This is a genomic window from Pseudoalteromonas sp. SG41-5, assembly GCF_014164495.1.
Classification (GTDB): domain Bacteria; phylum Pseudomonadota; class Gammaproteobacteria; order Enterobacterales; family Alteromonadaceae; genus Pseudoalteromonas; species Pseudoalteromonas rhizosphaerae.
Genome location: NZ_JACJFH010000005.1, coordinates 66,957 through 83,252, shown reverse-complemented (window position 1 = coordinate 83,252; position 16,296 = coordinate 66,957). Strand labels below are relative to the sequence as shown.

15 protein-coding genes and 2 tRNA genes are annotated in these 16,296 nt (G+C 40.4%); 6 read left to right on the top strand and 11 right to left on the bottom strand.

The annotated features are described in order from the left end of the window. Positions 1 to 259: 259 nt before the first annotated feature. The 3 genes from H5232_RS02655 to H5232_RS02645 all read right to left on the bottom strand — a co-directional run bounded on the left by H5232_RS02655 (position 260) and on the right by H5232_RS02645 (position 846). Positions 260 to 352, bottom strand: a tRNA-Ser gene (locus H5232_RS02655). A gap of 51 nt (positions 353 to 403) precedes the next feature. Further along, positions 404 to 494: transfer RNA gene (locus H5232_RS02650), tRNA-Ser, on the bottom strand. Between the two features lie 211 nt (positions 495 to 705). Beyond that, positions 706 to 846: a hypothetical protein gene (locus H5232_RS02645; protein WP_169019719.1), complete on the bottom strand. Its 141-nt coding sequence runs from the start codon at positions 844 to 846 to the stop codon at positions 706 to 708. Positions 847 to 1,169: 323 nt separating this feature from the next. On the opposite strand from H5232_RS02645, the gene H5232_RS02640 reads away from it, so the two are divergent. Then, positions 1,170 to 2,024: a diacylglycerol kinase family protein gene (locus H5232_RS02640; RefSeq protein ID WP_220493363.1), complete on the top strand. Its 855-nt coding sequence runs from the start codon at positions 1,170 to 1,172 to the stop codon at positions 2,022 to 2,024. 77 nt (positions 2,025 to 2,101) lie between these two features. Here H5232_RS02640 and H5232_RS02635 read toward each other — a convergent pair whose 3' ends face one another. Continuing rightward, entirely contained in the window at positions 2,102 to 3,037 is a 936-nt protein-coding gene (locus H5232_RS02635) for a DMT family transporter (protein WP_145240025.1), read from the bottom strand. Between the two features lie 116 nt (positions 3,038 to 3,153). On the opposite strand from H5232_RS02635, the gene H5232_RS02630 reads away from it, so the two are divergent. Further along, on the top strand, positions 3,154 to 4,596 hold the full coding sequence (locus tag H5232_RS02630) for a PLP-dependent aminotransferase family protein (protein WP_145240023.1): 1,443 nt from the start codon (positions 3,154 to 3,156) through the stop codon (positions 4,594 to 4,596). Between the two features lie 83 nt (positions 4,597 to 4,679). Here H5232_RS02630 and H5232_RS02625 read toward each other — a convergent pair whose 3' ends face one another. After that, positions 4,680 to 5,477, bottom strand: coding sequence for a YggN family protein (locus H5232_RS02625; protein WP_182783435.1), 798 nt, complete (start codon positions 5,475 to 5,477; stop codon positions 4,680 to 4,682). A 407-nt stretch (positions 5,478 to 5,884) separates the two neighbouring features. Between H5232_RS02625 and H5232_RS02620 the strand changes: the two genes are divergently transcribed. Continuing rightward, positions 5,885 to 6,073: a PA3496 family putative envelope integrity protein gene (locus H5232_RS02620; protein ID WP_145240019.1), complete on the top strand. Its 189-nt coding sequence runs from the start codon at positions 5,885 to 5,887 to the stop codon at positions 6,071 to 6,073. Between the two features lie 49 nt (positions 6,074 to 6,122). Here the strand turns inward: H5232_RS02620 and H5232_RS02615 are convergent, their stop codons facing one another. Both H5232_RS02615 and H5232_RS02610 read right to left on the bottom strand, forming a co-directional pair. Continuing rightward, a complete protein-coding gene (locus H5232_RS02615; protein ID WP_145240017.1) occupies positions 6,123 to 6,614 on the bottom strand; it encodes a glutathione peroxidase in 492 nt (163 codons plus the stop codon). Between the two features lie 95 nt (positions 6,615 to 6,709). Continuing rightward, the gene (locus tag H5232_RS02610) at positions 6,710 to 7,582 is read right to left on the bottom strand and encodes a LysR family transcriptional regulator (protein WP_149982204.1); all 873 of its coding nucleotides are present in this window, start codon (positions 7,580 to 7,582) and stop codon (positions 6,710 to 6,712) included. Positions 7,583 to 7,755: 173 nt separating this feature from the next. Here H5232_RS02610 and H5232_RS02605 point away from each other — a divergent pair, with 173 nt between their 5' ends. After that, entirely contained in the window at positions 7,756 to 8,910 is a 1,155-nt protein-coding gene (locus H5232_RS02605) for an iron-containing alcohol dehydrogenase (RefSeq protein ID WP_182830523.1), read from the top strand. A gap of 27 nt (positions 8,911 to 8,937) precedes the next feature. Here the strand turns inward: H5232_RS02605 and H5232_RS02600 are convergent, their stop codons facing one another. Together H5232_RS02600 and H5232_RS02595 are read right to left on the bottom strand one after the other, a co-directional pair. Further along, positions 8,938 to 9,237, bottom strand: a complete 300-nt coding sequence (locus H5232_RS02600; protein ID WP_149982202.1) for an AzlD domain-containing protein — start codon at positions 9,235 to 9,237, stop codon at positions 8,938 to 8,940. Continuing rightward, positions 9,237 to 9,941, bottom strand: coding sequence for an AzlC family ABC transporter permease (locus tag H5232_RS02595; protein ID WP_259398451.1), 705 nt, complete (start codon positions 9,939 to 9,941; stop codon positions 9,237 to 9,239). The genes H5232_RS02600 and H5232_RS02595 overlap by 1 nt, the downstream gene beginning before the upstream one ends. Before the next feature lie 123 nt (positions 9,942 to 10,064). On the opposite strand from H5232_RS02595, the gene H5232_RS02590 reads away from it, so the two are divergent. Then, complete coding sequence (locus H5232_RS02590) at positions 10,065 to 10,721, top strand: cytochrome b/b6 domain-containing protein (RefSeq protein ID WP_182717488.1); 657 nt, start codon at positions 10,065 to 10,067, stop codon at positions 10,719 to 10,721. 68 nt (positions 10,722 to 10,789) lie between these two features. Here H5232_RS02590 and H5232_RS02585 read toward each other — a convergent pair whose 3' ends face one another. Both H5232_RS02585 and H5232_RS02580 read right to left on the bottom strand, forming a co-directional pair. Then, positions 10,790 to 11,242 (bottom strand): cytochrome c, encoded by a 453-nt coding sequence (locus H5232_RS02585; RefSeq protein ID WP_149982199.1) that lies wholly within the window; start codon positions 11,240 to 11,242, stop codon positions 10,790 to 10,792. A gap of 125 nt (positions 11,243 to 11,367) precedes the next feature. Then, positions 11,368 to 11,838, bottom strand: a complete 471-nt coding sequence (locus tag H5232_RS02580) for a DUF2721 domain-containing protein (RefSeq protein WP_145240002.1) — start codon at positions 11,836 to 11,838, stop codon at positions 11,368 to 11,370. 248 nt (positions 11,839 to 12,086) lie between these two features. Here H5232_RS02580 and H5232_RS02575 point away from each other — a divergent pair, with 248 nt between their 5' ends. Then, a complete protein-coding gene (locus H5232_RS02575; RefSeq protein WP_182739445.1) occupies positions 12,087 to 16,142 on the top strand; it encodes a S8 family serine peptidase in 4,056 nt (1,351 codons plus the stop codon). Positions 16,143 to 16,296 lie beyond the last annotated feature (154 nt).

Here is a 16,296-nt window from a genome sequence, read left to right as displayed (position 1 = left end):
AGTCGAGGGTTCTCACCCGCCTTCATTGGTGTAAAGGTTACGGACATAAAACAATAGGCTTTTCATTCTGAAATTTGTGTCAAACGTGGGGATGGGCTTGCTTACGTCCATGTAACCAATCGCTTCGCGACGCTTGCAGCGGCCTAAAATGTTCCTGACATTTTATCGAACCCTGGTCGAGGGTTCTCACCCGCCTTCTGCCATTTTTAACAACAAAAAAAGCCCCACAATAAATTGCGGGGCTTTTTTCGTTATTAAATGGCGGAGAAGGAGGGATTCGAACCCTCGATAGAGCTACAAACCCTATACTCCCTTAGCAGGGGAGCGCCTTCGGCCACTCGGCCACCTCTCCGGCGCATAAATTGTCATTTTGATAATCGAGTGAACCACCAAAACGTAATAATGGTGGAGAGATAGGGATTTGAACCCTAGAGGGGCTATAAACCCCTGCCGGTTTTCAAGACCGGTGCATTCGACCACTCTGCCATCTCTCCGTTGGGAAAGAATAATACGCAGGTGATTGGGGTGTGTAAATAGGAAAAAGATCGTTTGCTGTTTTTTTGTTCTAAAAAAGAGGTTTTTTTATAAAAAAGGAGTTTTTAGGGAGTTTAAAGAAGGGGTTGCAGCAAACGAGGGAGCTAAATAAGTAGTTTCATTTAGTGGTTGGGTGTTTGCTGCACCGCTAAAGTAATCATGGTTGGGTGATTACTTGTATTGAACTGCGCCGCCAAGAGCTAGCTTTTTGCCGAAACGGTTAAGTCTGGCAAGCATTTTTGCTTTGCGGTTGGTCGGTTTTACTGCAACATGGGTAGCTGCATTTTCGTTTAATGTATTTACTGGGTTCATTACTTTGCTCCGGGTTATGTCTGTTTTGACAACACGGCTATTCTGAGCTTTTTTTGCACAAAAATAAAACGATAAAAATTAGGGTGGTCGGATAGAAATAACTAATCCGAATTGTTTTTATTAAGGTATGATTCAGATAGTACGTACTGAGTATTATGCATGGTTATGAAATTTAAAGTCGCCTAAATCACTTGTTTAAAAGCAATATTACACTACCACTGATATTTTAATGCATTAGATAATAAATAAAGTGACTAATTATTCAGATTAATTTATTTTTTGAAAATGTCTATTTCCCTACTTTTGAATAGGCTGGTATCCAGATGCTAATAATTATTAAACCAAGTACGCAAAAAAAACATAAAAAAAATTGCACTTGGTTATTAGAGCAGTGTCAAAAACGTCAAATTAGTTACACTATTTTTTACACCACAGGACATTTTACCAATGATTGCCAAAAAATAACGGTTTTGGCTCAGTCACAAAAGCGCGTTGTTGTGCTCGGTGGTGATGGCAGCCTGCATTTGGCTGTAAACGCATTGATGGGATTGAGTTGCTCGTTGGCGTTATTGCCTCAGGGGACGGGTAATGATTTTGCACGCGGCTTTGGCTGTTCAAACTCAGCTTGGCGTAATGCTATTTTTAGTGAGCATCAAGTAAAAATCGATATTGGCCAAATAAATAGCCGTTACTTTATTAATATTGCGGGGGTTGGCTTTGATGCGCATGTAGTACAGGCATTGCAAACCAAGCCTGCATTATCCGCTTTAAGTTATAGTTTAGCTGGCTTTAAGTGTTTATTCGTTTATCAGCCTTCTCGCTTGGCTGGGAGTTTTGCAGGGCAGCAATGCGAATATGGTAATTTGATTACTGTATTTGCAAATCATCATTATTTTGGTGGGGGGTTGATGATAGCGCCAAAAGCACAATTGAATAGTGGCTATTTAGAGTGCTATCGCGTGCCTACGCGTGGTTTGTTAGGTAACCTCTACAGTTTTGTGCGCTTATTGCTACGTAAGCACCACGGTATGAAAGAGCTCAACTACCAGCGCTTAGAAATTGCTTATATAAATACGCCTGATTTACCAATCGAAGCAGATGGTGAGCTGGTAGGCGTTACCCCAGCGGTGGTGATTATTCATCCGCTCGCGTTGCGTTTTTGTATGCCGCAATGTTAAATGACGAGTAATATGTTAGTAATAAAAAAGCGCCTAACAAGTAGGCGCTTTTGGCGTTAGTTGCGTATATACGCATTCTAACTGGGGATGGAGCGTTTATTAGCAAATGATGCTTTATTAGACTCAATAAACGCTTTAATTCTTTTTGTTGGAGTCAGTACAATAGCATTACCAAGCAGTACTAAACTAAAGCCGATAAACGTATTGGCTTGCCAACTAAAACCTTCAAATAATGTACTTAAAGTCACTGCAACTAATGGAAATAACACAATCACATAGCTGGCACGTTCTGGGCCGATATTTTTTAGTAGTGCAAAGTAACATGCAAATGCAATAACCGTCCCAAACACCGATAAATAAACTAATGAATACCAGTAGCTTGCTGGGGCCGACAGGCTAAAATCGGCACCGCTGATGATTACATATACAAATAAACCAATAGCGCTGTATAACATGCCCCATGCATTGCCCTGCATGACGCCAATACGTTGTTGAGAGTTACGTACGCTGATCATATTCCCTAATGAAGCCACAAAGGTGCCAGCTAAGGCAAGTAGCAAACCGACCAACGCCCCATTACTCAAGTCGAACTGCTGTAATTGTGGCCAAAACAGACTGATGATGCCCAATACCCCTATCAATGCACCCGTATATATACGTTTAGCTATGGGTTTACCAAAAAATAATCGGGTATTTACAATGTTCATTAATAACAACATTGAAAAGGCGATTGATGCCATGGCTGACGTTAAATAATGTTGTGCCCAGTAAAGTACTAAGTAATTAAGGCCAAAGTTACACAGTGCTAGTAATACGAAAAAGCCATGATCGCGACGACTATAATTCATCGGTAATTTTTTAATATTCACCCATACCCACATTAGAATTGCAGCCAAACTAAAGCGATAAAATAGTGAAACTTCAACGGCGATATCGCCAAGTTGAAATTCGATTGCGAGCCAGGTAGAGCCCCAAATTAAAACGGTTAGTGCATAAAGCACGATACTTTTCATGGCCTTGGTCCATTATGTCGATTAAGTGTTTATTTTAAGATACTTCTGTATACTTAACATACACAGAAAACTATAAATGCAACCTATACAGATTGTACGGCTTTAAGGTGTCTACTATGTCGCTGGTGATCAGCAAAACCAACCATGACTTTTTATATCAGCAAGTAATGCAGCTGGTGCGTGAGCTGAGTGAGCAGGGGACACTATTACCAGGCGAAAAACTCCCCTCATTACGTAAAATGGCCACTAAGCTGAATGTCAGTATTCCGACGGTGAAATTGGCTTACCAATCACTTGAGGCACAAGGTTTGGTTGAAGCACGAGAAAAGTCAGGCTATTTTTTAAAAACGGCACATACCCAGTTAGCGCGGCCAAAGCGGGTTAAACTCAATCGTGAGCCAGTTTCGGTCAACATGCAGGTATTAATTGAGCAAGTGTATGATGCAATTCATCAAGCCGATGTCGTACCGTTTGGCATTGCTAATCCTGTTGCTGCCGCTCCAACTGATAAAATGCTAAGTCGTACGATGCGCCGGGTTATGTCGATTGCCGGCAGTCGCGCCATAAATTATGGTGCGATGGATGGTTTTGCACCATTGAAAAAGCAGTTAATCCATCGTTATTTAGATTTTGGCATTGGTGTTGACTCGCAAGAACTTGTGATCACCAACGGTGCTCAAGAAGCACTGGCGATCGCGCTAAAATGTGTCACTAAAGTAGGTGATGTGGTGGCGATCGAGTCACCTTGTTATTTTGGTATCATTGAATTGATCGAAAGCCTGGGCCTCAAGGCGCTCGAGATCCCGCTGTGTCCTGATGATGGGATCTGGCTTGATGATCTGAGCCAGGCTTTACATGATCACGATATTAAAGCCTGTGTGTTCTCTACTTCGATCAATAATCCTGTGGGTAGTTTTATGCCTGATCATAAGCGTAAACAATTAGTAGAGTTATTGGAATCTCAAGATGTGGTGCTAATTGAAGATGATGTGTATGGTGATTTACATTTTACCCCGCAGCGCGGTACACCCGCTCAGGCTTACTCAACAAAAGGGTTGGTATTAACCTGTGCATCGTTTTCTAAAACTGCGGCGCCGAGTTATCGTGTTGGCTGGTTGATTGCCGGAAAGTTTGCTGCCAAAGCGCGTCGCTATAAGCGTGCATTGAGTTGTTCTACTTCATTGATCAATCAATGGACGTTATATGAATTTATAGTTAGTGGTGATTATGATCGTAATATAAAACTACTGCGACAGCGTCTACGTTCTAATAAAGAACGAATGATCTGGTGTTTACAACAGGCCTTTCCGAGTACCGCTAGGATCAGCGATCCGCAAGGCGGATGTGTGATCTGGATTGATTTAGGTGCGGCTTACGATAGTGTAAAACTATTTCAACTGGCATTAGAAAGTGGCATTAGCATTACTCCTGGCTATATTTTTTCAGCCACTAATAAATATCGCAGTTGTATTCGATTAAGTTATGGTTTGCCATGGGGTGAAAAAATTGAACAAGCTATTATAAAGCTAGGTGAGTTAGTGCATTTAGCGAAGAAATAGCATGGCATAAAAAAGCAGCACCTTTAAAAAAGAGTGCTGCTAAAGGGATATCAAACTTTTAGCGTTTAGAACCTGAGTTCAAGTTAGTTATTTTGTTTATAACTAAATAATTGGTAGTCTTTCAATTCTGGAACTAGTTTAACTAATTGTTGCTCTTGATCAGCAATGGTTGAAAAATTACCGCACAGTGCATCAGCGCGTTTTTCAAGTTGGTTAGCTTGTTGCTCAACTTTGGCTTCAATTTCAGCTCCCATATTTTCCATGCGTTGTTCAAAGGCTTGCATATCGCCACCAGAGCCCATTAGTTCTGAACCTACAGCCATTAAAATACTACCCATCGATTGCATCATCGCAGCTTGTACAGCGCTTTCTATTTGCTCATCAAATTGGCTTTCAAAGTTTTCGCCAAATTGGCTAAAGCTTTGTTGGCCCATTACAAAAGCGCCTTGTTGGTAAAAGGTGTTTTGTACTTCTACCTGAATATCAGCCATTAATTCATTAATGCTATCTAGGCCATCGATATTAAATGCATTGGCGACTTCTTCAATGGCGACCCCGGCAATTTTAACGCCTTCAATAGCAATGTTCGCGACTTCTGGTAATTGGCTACGCAGACTGTCTGAATAATTACTGATAGCTTGGTGTTGTTGACTGTTGAGTGTCAAAGTTTGGCCATCAATCATTAACTCGCCACTATTTATAAAAGTCATAGTGTGGTTATCAGCTGTAAAAATTTCTAATTCATTTGGCTTAATACGCACATCATTTTTAAATTCAACGTCACATGTGTCGCCGCTAAAAGAAATATTCGTCTCATTGTCATTGTGTGCCATTGCCCCTGTGGCAATGAATAAAGAACTTATTAATAGTAATTTTTTCATTTTTATTTCCTGCTAATTTGTTGATTATGACCAGTACGCATTTAACGTATTTAATACTTATCAAGTTTAATGCCAATAATTATTGGCATTTAAAAACAATGAGTTAATTGTTTTTTTCCCTTTTTTAATTACATTTAAATGTTATAAAAAAGCCATTTTTTAGTCATTTTGACTAATTTACATTAATACATAAAAGATACTTATCGTTTCGATAAAAAACTCTCACTTTCCAGAACTCAAATTTAGCGCTATTTATTCACAATATCGACATAACACTATTTTAGAATTGCGTTATGGCTTTATTTTGGTGCTTTTTCATACGGTGAAATAGTGCTGAACATTTTTAATTTACCAATGATAGTGATAAAAAATCCTTAATTGGTCTCAAACACTTTATGGAGTGGGTTGTGGGTAAGACATTTAGTTACGATGCGCTAGATGACGATTTTGTTGAAGACGAGTACGAAATGGTCGGGCGTAATCAACACGACAAGAATAAGCAAAAGGTTAAGAAAAAGTTGGAAGACTACCTTGAGCAAAAACGCTTGCGTAAAAACTTGGGCGATGATGACTTAGATGAGTATTTAAACGACTAAGAGATAATTTAAATAAAGAGGCAATTTGCCTCTTTATTGCTTTTAGAGTTTAGATATTACTGCTTTTAAGGGCTTTGATAATAGCACCTTCGATTTGTTGCGGTTTGGTAAATGGTGCAAAGCGTTTAATTGCCTCGCCGTCGCGGCCAACTAAAAATTTAGTGAAATTCCATTTTATTTTGCGGGTTAAAAATCCAGGTAAGGCTGATTTTAAATGCCTGAATACGGGGTGGGCGTTTTCGCCATTAACATCAATTTTGCTCATCATCACAAAATCAACACCGTAGTTAATTAAACAACCTTGCGCTATTTCTTTTGCGCCGCCAGGCTCTTGTTTGCCGAATTGATTGCACGGAAAACCAATAATTACTAACCCTTGATCAGCGTATTTTGCATGTAATTGTTGTAAACCTTCGTACTGTGGAGTGAAGCCACATTTACTGGCAGTGTTGACAATTAACACAACTTTGCCTGCGAAATCTGAAAAATCAATGCTTTGGCCTTGCAGATTGCTGGCTGAAAGTTGATAGAAGTCGTTCATGTTGCTCTCTTGTTATTGTTGTTTGTTAAATTCTATCCTGAGTTGTGACAGACATACAGCTTAAATTATCATCATATTGCATAGACCATTTTATTTTAGCTTGCATGATTAAAGCTTGTGAGTAAATGTTCAATCAATAATCGCACTCTGTACGGCATTAAATCTTTACGTGGATACACTAACCAAGAGGCATTGTCTGTTACCTGAAACTCATCAAGTAAGGTAATTAGTTGCCCGTTTTCAATATACTTATCAACAATATCAGTGGCTAAATGGGCAATGCCCAAGCCTGCTAATGTCGCAGATAATAGTGCGCGCGGATGGTTACTGCGCCAGTTGCCGGCAACTTTTACCTCTTTAATATCGCCGGCAAAATTAAATCGCCAACGTTTCCCCATGGCAATTAAGCAATTATGAGCGGTTAATTGTTGAGGCGTAGTTGGGGTTGGGTGATGTGCTAAATATTCTGGACTGGCAACGAGAGTCATGATTCGCGGGCTAAGTGGTCGTGCAATTAAGTTAGAGTCTTGCATGCGGCCAAAACGGATCGCTAAATCAAAACCTTCTTCAACTAAGTCGACATTACGATTGTTGAAGTCCATATCTACTTCAACCTCAGGGTAGCGTTTTACAAACTCAACAATTTTAGGTGCTACATGACATGCAACAAATTCACCAGCACCAGAAATTCTAATGATCCCTTTGGGTTTACGTTGCTCACCTTGCAGTTGATTATTAGCATCAATTAGCTCTTGTTTAATTGCTTTGAGCTTTACGGCATATTCGCGGCCGGCATCGGTGAGGCTTATTTTTCGGGTAGTACGTTGAAATAGCAATGAGCCTAAGCGGTTTTCAAGTTGCTGTACTTGGCGGCTAATATGTGAAGTTGATACTTCCATGACTTTGGCTGCTTTGGTAAAGCTGCCATGTTCAACCACATGTAAAAATTCATCAAGGCCATGCCACATAATTTAGTTCTCAAATATTAAGTAATTATAGTTTATACCATCTATTGTTGCAGCTGTGCAAAAGTGATTCTCTGAGCTTAGTCTTTAAATTAATGCTTAAATCCCTACAATTAGATGGTCACCAAATTTTAGCTCACACTAAATAATGAGCATCTCTAAGCAATGGAGCAAGCATGTTAAATTTCAGTTTTGCAAACCCAACCAAAATTCATTTCGGCGAACAACAAATCGCTTTAATTAAAAATGAGATCCCTGCAGACGCAAAAGTATTAGTTACTTATGGTGGCGGCAGTATTAAAAGTAATGGCGTCTATGATCAAGTCGTCGATGCGTTAAGTGAACATACGTGGTTTGAGTTTGCCGGTATTGAGCCTAACCCAAGTTATCAAACATGTATGAAAGCCGTTGCTTTGGTTAAAGAAAAGCAAGTTGATTACATTCTTGCAGTTGGTGGTGGTTCAGTCGCTGATGGTAGTAAATTTATTGCCGCAGCAGCTAATTATGACGGCGAGCCATGGGATATTTTATCAAAAGGTGGCGAGATTAAATCTGCTATTGCTCTTGGTGTGGTATTAACGTTACCTGCAACGGGCTCTGAGTCAAACGGCAATAGTGTTGTTTCAAATCTTGACACTCACGAAAAACTTGCATTTGCTAGTCCATTTGTATTGCCAAAATTTGCAGTACTCGACCCTGCAGTGACTTTTTCATTGCCTGAGCGCCAAGTGGCGAACGGTATTGTTGATGCATTTGTGCATACTATGGAGCAGTATTTAACCTACGATGTAGGTGCTAAGCTGCAAGACCGTTTCGCTGAAGGTATTTTAATGACCTTAATCGAAGAGGGCCCTAAAGCGTTCAGTGAGCCTGATAACTATCAAGTACGTGCAAATATTATGTGGTCAGCAACGATGGCATTAAACGGCTTAATTGGAGCGGGTGTACCACAAGATTGGTCCACTCATATGTTGGGCCATGAAATGACTGCGATGTATGGCCTTGACCACGCGCAAACGCTTGCGATTGTATTACCTCGTATGATGGCTGAGCAAACAGAAACTAAGCGCGGTAAAATCTTACAGTACGCAGAACGCGTTTTAGGATTAGATATCAGTGATGAAGATGCAGCAATTGAACAAGCAATTAATGCAACTGAAGCGTTTTTTCACCGTGTGAATATGCCAACGCGTTTAAGTGATTATAACTTAGGCGAAGAAGTCGCTGATAAAATTGTTGAGCAACTTGAACGCCACGGTATGACGGCTATTGGCGAACGTGGTCAGGTCACTCTAGATAAAAGCCGTGCTATTTTATTAGCCAGCGTTTAAAGCTACTTTTAGCGCATTACTAATGTGCTAATTTAAGATCAAAAATAAACCCATACCAACCAGTGTTGTGTAGTAAATGTTGTGCGTTTTATACGCGACAATAATGGCTGCTATTGCCGCACTGAGGTATGGGTTTTGCCAATCTAAATTTATTCCCTCATCTGTTACAAACACTATAGGTACCCAAATCGCGGTAAGTACCGCCGGTGCGCTAAAACTTAGAAACTGCTGCATTTTCGGGCCAACTTTAAATGGTAGGTCACGATGTAAAAATAAGTAACGGGTAAAAAAGGTAATACACGCCATAAGTAAAATAGTGCTCATCATCAGTTATGCTCCAATTTATCTTGGATACGGCTAATAAGGTAACCGATAGTCATCGCCGATAGTGCCGCGGCTACTAACCATAGTTCAAACCCCTGGCTTTTTAAAACGGTAGCGACAACACCAGCGCTTACAACCGTTGCCAATGTAGCGAGATTTTTAATACCAGGAATTACTAATGCAATAAAAGTTGCAGCAATAGCAAAGTCTAAGCCTAAATTAGTGAGATCAGGTAGCAGACTGCCCGCTACGATGCCAATTAATGTCCACAAGTTCCAAGTAATATAAAAGCTAAAGCCGGCACTGAGCGCGTAGATCAAGCGAGTTTTAGTTCGATAAGCTTTGCGATGATGGGAAAACGCAAACAGCTCATCAGTGAGTACAAAGCTTACCGGTAAGCGCCAACGCAGCGGCTGATCAATCACTTTATGACGCACCGCTAAGCCGTATAAAAAGTGCCGTGAGCTAATTATGAAGGTGGTGAATAAAATAGTTAATAAAGGCGTATTGCCAGCCATTAGCTCTATAGCGACTAGTTGGGCGGAACCGGCAAACACTAATAATGACATAGCTTGGGTTTCAAATGCGCTAAAGCCATTTTGTATTGCCAGTGAACCACATAAAATCCCCCAGGGGATCACTGCTAAACACAGTGGTAGCATATCTAAAAAGCCTTTTAGGAGTGCGCGTTTGGTGCTAAGTGTCATTAATATTATTCATTACGGTAATTAATGCCCTTAGTCTGCCATAGATCAATTAACCCTGAACAGCAAAGATGCTAAATTAACAAAAGTTTGAAATAATAAGCTTTTACGCAAAAGAGGTTAAGCATGCATAAAATTAAAGTATGGGATGGGTTTATTCGCAGTTTCCATTGGTTGTTAGTTATTGCAATTGCGGCGCTGTATTTTAGTGCTGAAGAAGGCATGATGGAATTACACTTTGTGGCTGGCTTTTTCACCTTAGCGCTACTAGTAACACGCCTTATTTGGGGCTTGATTGGTAGCAAAACAGCTAAGTTAAGTGCATTGTTTCATTTACCTAGCGCAGCACTAAAATCATTTAAACAAACAGATAATAAACCTGGCCATGGCGCAGCGGGCAGCTACATGGTGTTGGCATTTTTTATTTTATTACTGGCGCAGTTAGTAAGCGGCTTAATGACCACTGATGACATTTTGACAGATGGCCCATTAGTGCAGTATGTATCAAGTAATGTAGTTGAATGGGCCGGCTGGGTGCATCATAAAAACTTTGATTTATTGTTGTACGCGATTATTCTCCATATTGTGGCAATTGTAATTTATCGCATTAAAGGCAAAAATTTAGTCAAAGCAATGGTTACGGGCTATGCCGCTGAAAAAAATAATGATAGTAATGAAGAGCTAACAAAATCACCGTGGACTGCGATAATTATTTTTGTCGTTGTATTTGCGGCATTACTGATGACATGGGGCGCAGAACCTGTGGCTTACTTGTTTAGTTAAACGGTTCAACAGATCAAAAACGGCGCTAATTAAGCGCCGTTTTAGTTTTAAGATGATCGCATTAAAGATTAGTCTTTAAATGATGTGTGGCAATCTTTACAGCCTTTAGCCCATGGGCCAAATGCTTTAGCAATTACTTTTTTATCACCTGTTTGCGCGGCAACGGCTAGTTCATCAGCATATTGTTGGAATGCTACCGCTTTTTTCATAAAGGTTTCGTTATCGCTCCAAATAGCAGGTAATGCAGATGTTTCGCCTTTATCACTGCCTGCAACGAATGCTTCCCATGGCATTTTTGATAATGCAGCGGCATTATTTGCACGGTGCTTAAAACGCTCAGCATCAAAAGGTACTTTGCCCTTTAGCATGTCACCCATATCACCAATTTGGACACGGATCATTGAAAACGCCGCTTGGCGGTACTCAATGGCGTCACTAGGCTCTTCAAATACAGAGTTTGCTGTTGCACCAAATGTTAGTGCACAAAGTGTTGCACCTAAAAATAATTGCTTTAACTTCATTCCTTTTGCCCCTTATATGTAATTCATTGCTTGTATAGCAGCTGTTGTATATCAGCAAGTCAGATTATTCAAGTGTATTGCGGTTAAACTGAACTGTTATTGAATTATAAAACTAAGATCATGCCTTAATTATTTATATCAATGTCAGCAAAGATCATTCCTCTGCGCATACTACGGGTTGCTAAAAATACTTCACCCAGTAATGACATAAATGCACAAATAAGTAGTGCCATTGCGCCAACAAAACAACTGCCGATGGAAACACCTAAATTAACTGATTGGATATGAGACAAAAATAACAGCATGACCACGGCGCAAACAAGTACCGCACTTAATACACTTAAACTAAAGGCAATATGGATACAGCGAGAGCGTTTCAGCAGTGCTCGTAGCTCGGTTGTTAGCGATGAATTAAACTCTTCATCGGTACTTACCTTTAATTTTCGTTCAAGTTGACGAGCACGGTCGGTAATTCGAGCTAAGCGATTAGATAAAACGCCCAGCGTAGCAGCAATACCAGTAATTAAAAAAACCGGCGCAACGGCTGTTTGGATTACTTTTGCCATTGTTAAAATATTTATAACATCAGAGTTCATTGGTTCCCTTTTAGGTATATTGGTGTGCTTTAGTTCTATTTGTTTACAAACATTTACATTTTCACTTTTCAGTTTTTAAACATTAAAAACAGATGTTTAGTGTTATTTTTTCGGTTTTCTATTTGCCTTTGTAATTTTAATGTAATCGAGTTGTTGTTATTTTGGGTGTTGAAGTTCTATATTAGTCTCGCACTTAATTTATGATCACCAATAAATACAATAATACATAACATATCCTAGGGGAAATCATGTCTAAGAATCTAATAAAAAGAACGGCGGTTGCAACCGCTGTAACAAGTATCTTAGTTACAGGCGCTGTAAATGCAAATACAATAAATAACAGCGTACTTAAGCATACCAGCTACACGCCAGTATCACAGACCGATATTGTAAATAAAAATCAACCATCAGCATACCTTGTTGTTTTAAAAACAAAAACAGCAGCTGATATGATGGAGCAGGGTGTCTACAATGTTTCTGATGCTCGTCAGAGCTATAATCAAGTTGCAACGTTACAAAGCCAAGTTCAAGATAAGCTATTTACCCTTGATAGCAATGTAAAAGTACTTGGTTCAACTAAAATTTTGGCGCCGACGTTAATTGTTCAAGCAAGCCAAGGTGCACTAGATAGAATTGCAAAAGACTCGCGTGTAGAGCGTGTTTTACCTATGTTTGATTACGACCTTCATGTTGCAGCAACTGCTGACTACATCAAAGCGTCACCATTAGTAACAAATGGTACAGTAACAGGTGCAACGCAAACTGTTGCAGTACTAGATACAGGTATTGATTATACTCACAAAATTTTTGGTGGTGAAGGAACTGTTGAAGCTTATGAAGCAGCTCAAGCAGATCCAACTGCAGTGACTTGGCCACAAGGTCAAGTTATGGGTGGTTATGACTTCATGCGTGATGATGCTGATCCAATTGAAAATGATCCAGCTACTCCAACAGAAGAAGATGCAGCAACTAGCCATGGTACATCTGTATCTCACTCTGTCACTGGTATTGCACCAGCGGTGGAGCTATACGTGTATTCAGTGTGTGGCGGTGGTTGTCCAAGTGCAGCACAGGTTTCGGCATTAGAAGCCGCTATGGATCCAAATGGTGATGGTGATTCAGAAGACCGAGTTGATGTAATCAATATGTCTTTAGGTGGAGAGTTTGGTGACACATACATCGGTGGTGGTACGCAGTTTTTAATTCAGCAAGCCGTAGATGCAGGTGTGAACGTTGTTATTTCTGCTGGTAATGATGGTGATAACCCATTCCGCATTGGCGGTCCTTCTACGACGCCAAATGCACTCTCTGTTGGCGCGATGACGCATCCTGCAAATGATGTTGGCGTTGCATCTGGCACTGTTGAAGGTGCAGAGACCACAATTCAGCCGTCAGGTTTTGGTCCACAAACTGCGTTTGTAATGACAGATGCCGATGCTGAAGTTGTTTACCCTGAAGAAAACCAAAATGGCTGCGTGGCATTTTCTGCTGAAACTGACTTTACTGGCAAAGCGGTAATTATTGACCGTGGTGCCTGTAATTTCACTCAAAAAGTATTAAGCGCTCAAGATCGTGGTGCTAAGTTTGTATTTGTAGCAAATAATGTTGATGATGGTACGCCTGCGCCAATGGGTGGCTTTGATGCAGCAGTAACAATTCCTAATGTCGGTATTAATTTTGCTGCAGGGGCAGCAATGAAAGCTGCTTTAACAGCCGGTGAAATGCCAACATATAGCATAACGATTGAACGTAAAGTGCTAGCGGGTGCAGTTGCATCGTTCTCATCTCGTGGTCCATCAATGGATGGTTTACTAAAACCTGAAATTACAGCGCCAGGTACTGATATCATGGTAGCGGCAACTGGTACACAAGATCAATTAGCACCCGCAACAGGTACTTCATTTTCAGGTCCGATCACTGCTGGTGCTGTTGCATTAGTTCGTGAAGCGCATCCAGATCGTACTGCACTTGAAATTAAAGCGACAATCATGAATGCGGCTGACTTAAATATAACCGTAGAGCCGATTAGTACTAACCCAGATTCTCCACTTGCACCAATTAGTTCTATCGGTGCAGGCTTAGTAAATGTTGACAAAGCTGTTAACTTACCTGTTGCGGCATGGGTTGAAGATGAAACATTCAAAACTAAACAAGCGGCGCTATCGTTCGGTTTAGAACGCATGACAGAAACAACCAGCTTTACAAAAACAGTGACGCTGAAAAACTTCTCTGATGCAGACAAAACATATGACCTTCGTATTGAAGAGCGTTATATGAATGATGTGGATACAGGTGCTGTTAGCTTTGATATTCCACGTAGTGTAACTGTTGCGGCAAATACGGTAACAACATTCGAAGTAACCATGACAGTTGATCCATCTAAACTTCATGAGTGGACATTAGAAAACCCATTTAGCCAAGATGATCTAGCTGCTCGTAGTCCGTCACTGACAATGGCTGAGTTTGATGGTGCGCTGGTATTTGATGATACTTCAACAGCCGACACAGATCATGACTTGCACATTGTTTACCATGCGATACCTAAAGCCGGTGCTGAATTAGCTTTTTCATATGAAGAAGTTAATGGTGTTGGTGAGTTGGTTGTAACCAATGTGGGGGCGACTACGATATTACCAACTGCAGAATCAGTGGTTGCTACAAGTGAAGAGAACCGCGACGCTGACTTTGATATTCTCTCAACTACATTTGCTGCTTATACGTCTGAGACATGTGAGTCAGGTGTGTTCATTACATCTTCAATTCAATTACGAGATGAAATTACCCACATGCGTCAAATCGGTGTTCGTATGAATCTCGATATTGATAATGATGGTGTTTATGATCACTTTATGATGAATATTAATGATGTTGGCCGTGATGCAGCAATACCTGGGCGCAGCCGTACATTAATTGGTGAAATCGATGCCGCAGGTGAGGATGTGTGGCAGTGGGGTACACCGATGTATCATGCTGCTGGTGAAGATACAGTGACCTTCTCTGGATGTAGTAATTTGTTAGGCTTAGATGCAAATATGCTGGGCAGCACAATTAACATTGCAGCTTCAGTTGGTTATCCAAATTATCAAGCCGGTGTGTTCTCTGAAACCGATAGTGTAGTTGGTTCTACTGTGTTTACAGGTAATCCGGTGGTTACTTTGGAATCGACAGAAGACGCTGACACTAAATTATCTGAACTTGCTCCAGGTCAGAAGGCTGTAATTAGAGCTGATGGTAATTTCGCATTGACCTCAGCTACAGGGACAGATGTATATACTAATTCAGTAACTGGTGTTCCGGCTGTTCCAGCTGTGCCTAATCTCGTTGTAGAAGAGTTTACAATTAATGAAACTGCACTTGATGGTATTACTATTGGTAGACTTAGTTTTGAAGATACTCCAGCACTACGTATAACAAACTTTACTGTTGTGAGTATGTCTGCTCCAGGCTTAATGATTGATGCTGAAACTGGCGATATCATGGTTGAAGATACGAGTATGTTGGATTTTGAGTCTGACATTAAAGAAATCATTTTAACAGTGAAGGCGACTGATTTACTTGGTACTGAATCTGCAGCAGCCGATATTAAAGTAACGATTACCAATGATGCAGATGAGTTACCAGTTGTAGCAAAAGGGCAAAATTTCAGTATTATTGAATCCGCAGCCGAAGGTACAGTGATTGGCATGCTTGATCATAGTTTGTTTGAAAGTGCGGCAACAATGGTTACTGGTGGTACGGTTGCAAACACAAACTTAATTAGTATTAATAATAAGGGTGAGCTAGTTGTCACTGGCAGCCTAAGTTATTATGCAACTCCAACTATGACTCTTGATGTAACAGTAATGGATGACAGCGGCTTAGAGTCTGAGGTTGTGCAAGTTATGTTGAATGTAACCGCCGATCCTAAATCTCATGCCCCAGTCATTGAGGGTGGTCAAAAATTCAGAACTGATGAAAATGTTGCCATTGGTACCGTGTTGGGTCAATTGGTATTCTCAGACCCTGATATGGATATTTCGCCAATTACTCGTTTTATTGTATCTGGAACAACATTAGTTAGTGTTCAGTTAGATGGTTCAATTGTGACTATGGGTGAAATTGACTATGAGTTTGATAAAGAGATTGTTTTCAGTGTTCAAGCTGAAGATAGCAAAGGTTATGTATCGAAAGCGGTAAGTGTTGAGATTGACGTTAACAATCTACGTGCGAACGATGATGACGACAATGATAGCTCTGGTTCGCTAGCGTGGTTAACGCTGCTTGTAGCACCGTTTGCATTTATGCGTCGCCGTAAACAAAAGTAGTAATATAGCCTCTAAAGGCATATAGCTTTAGTTAAAATACCGCCATTGGGCGGTATTTTTTTTGTTTTAAATTTATTGTTATTACCTAAAATGGTTACATTTTTTGTTTCAATGTTGTTTTTTTGTTTCTTGCTGGTGTAGTATTCGGGACTTA

Coding starts and splice junctions, on each gene's coding strand:
- H5232_RS02645 (WP_169019719.1), bottom strand. CDS start 846: ATGAACCCAGTAAATACATTAAACGAAAATGCAGCTACCCATGTTGCA.
- H5232_RS02580 (WP_145240002.1), bottom strand. CDS start 11,838: ATGAACTCTGATGTTATAAATATTTTAACAATGGCAAAAGTAATCCAA.
- H5232_RS02590 (WP_182717488.1), top strand. CDS start 10,065: ATGCATAAAATTAAAGTATGGGATGGGTTTATTCGCAGTTTCCATTGG.
- H5232_RS02610 (WP_149982204.1), bottom strand. CDS start 7,582: ATGTGGCATGGCCTTGATGAATTTTTACATGTGGTTGAACATGGCAGC.
- H5232_RS02595 (WP_259398451.1), bottom strand. CDS start 9,941: ATGACACTTAGCACCAAACGCGCACTCCTAAAAGGCTTTTTAGATATG.
- H5232_RS02600 (WP_149982202.1), bottom strand. CDS start 9,237: ATGATGAGCACTATTTTACTTATGGCGTGTATTACCTTTTTTACCCGT.
- H5232_RS02605 (WP_182830523.1), top strand. CDS start 7,756: ATGTTAAATTTCAGTTTTGCAAACCCAACCAAAATTCATTTCGGCGAA.
- H5232_RS02615 (WP_145240017.1), bottom strand. CDS start 6,614: ATGAACGACTTCTATCAACTTTCAGCCAGCAATCTGCAAGGCCAAAGC.
- H5232_RS02575 (WP_182739445.1), top strand. CDS start 12,087: ATGTCTAAGAATCTAATAAAAAGAACGGCGGTTGCAACCGCTGTAACA.
- H5232_RS02585 (WP_149982199.1), bottom strand. CDS start 11,242: ATGAAGTTAAAGCAATTATTTTTAGGTGCAACACTTTGTGCACTAACA.
- H5232_RS02635 (WP_145240025.1), bottom strand. CDS start 3,037: ATGAAAAGTATCGTGCTTTATGCACTAACCGTTTTAATTTGGGGCTCT.
- H5232_RS02625 (WP_182783435.1), bottom strand. CDS start 5,477: ATGAAAAAATTACTATTAATAAGTTCTTTATTCATTGCCACAGGGGCA.
- H5232_RS02630 (WP_145240023.1), top strand. CDS start 3,154: ATGTCGCTGGTGATCAGCAAAACCAACCATGACTTTTTATATCAGCAA.
- H5232_RS02640 (WP_220493363.1), top strand. CDS start 1,170: ATGCTAATAATTATTAAACCAAGTACGCAAAAAAAACATAAAAAAAAT.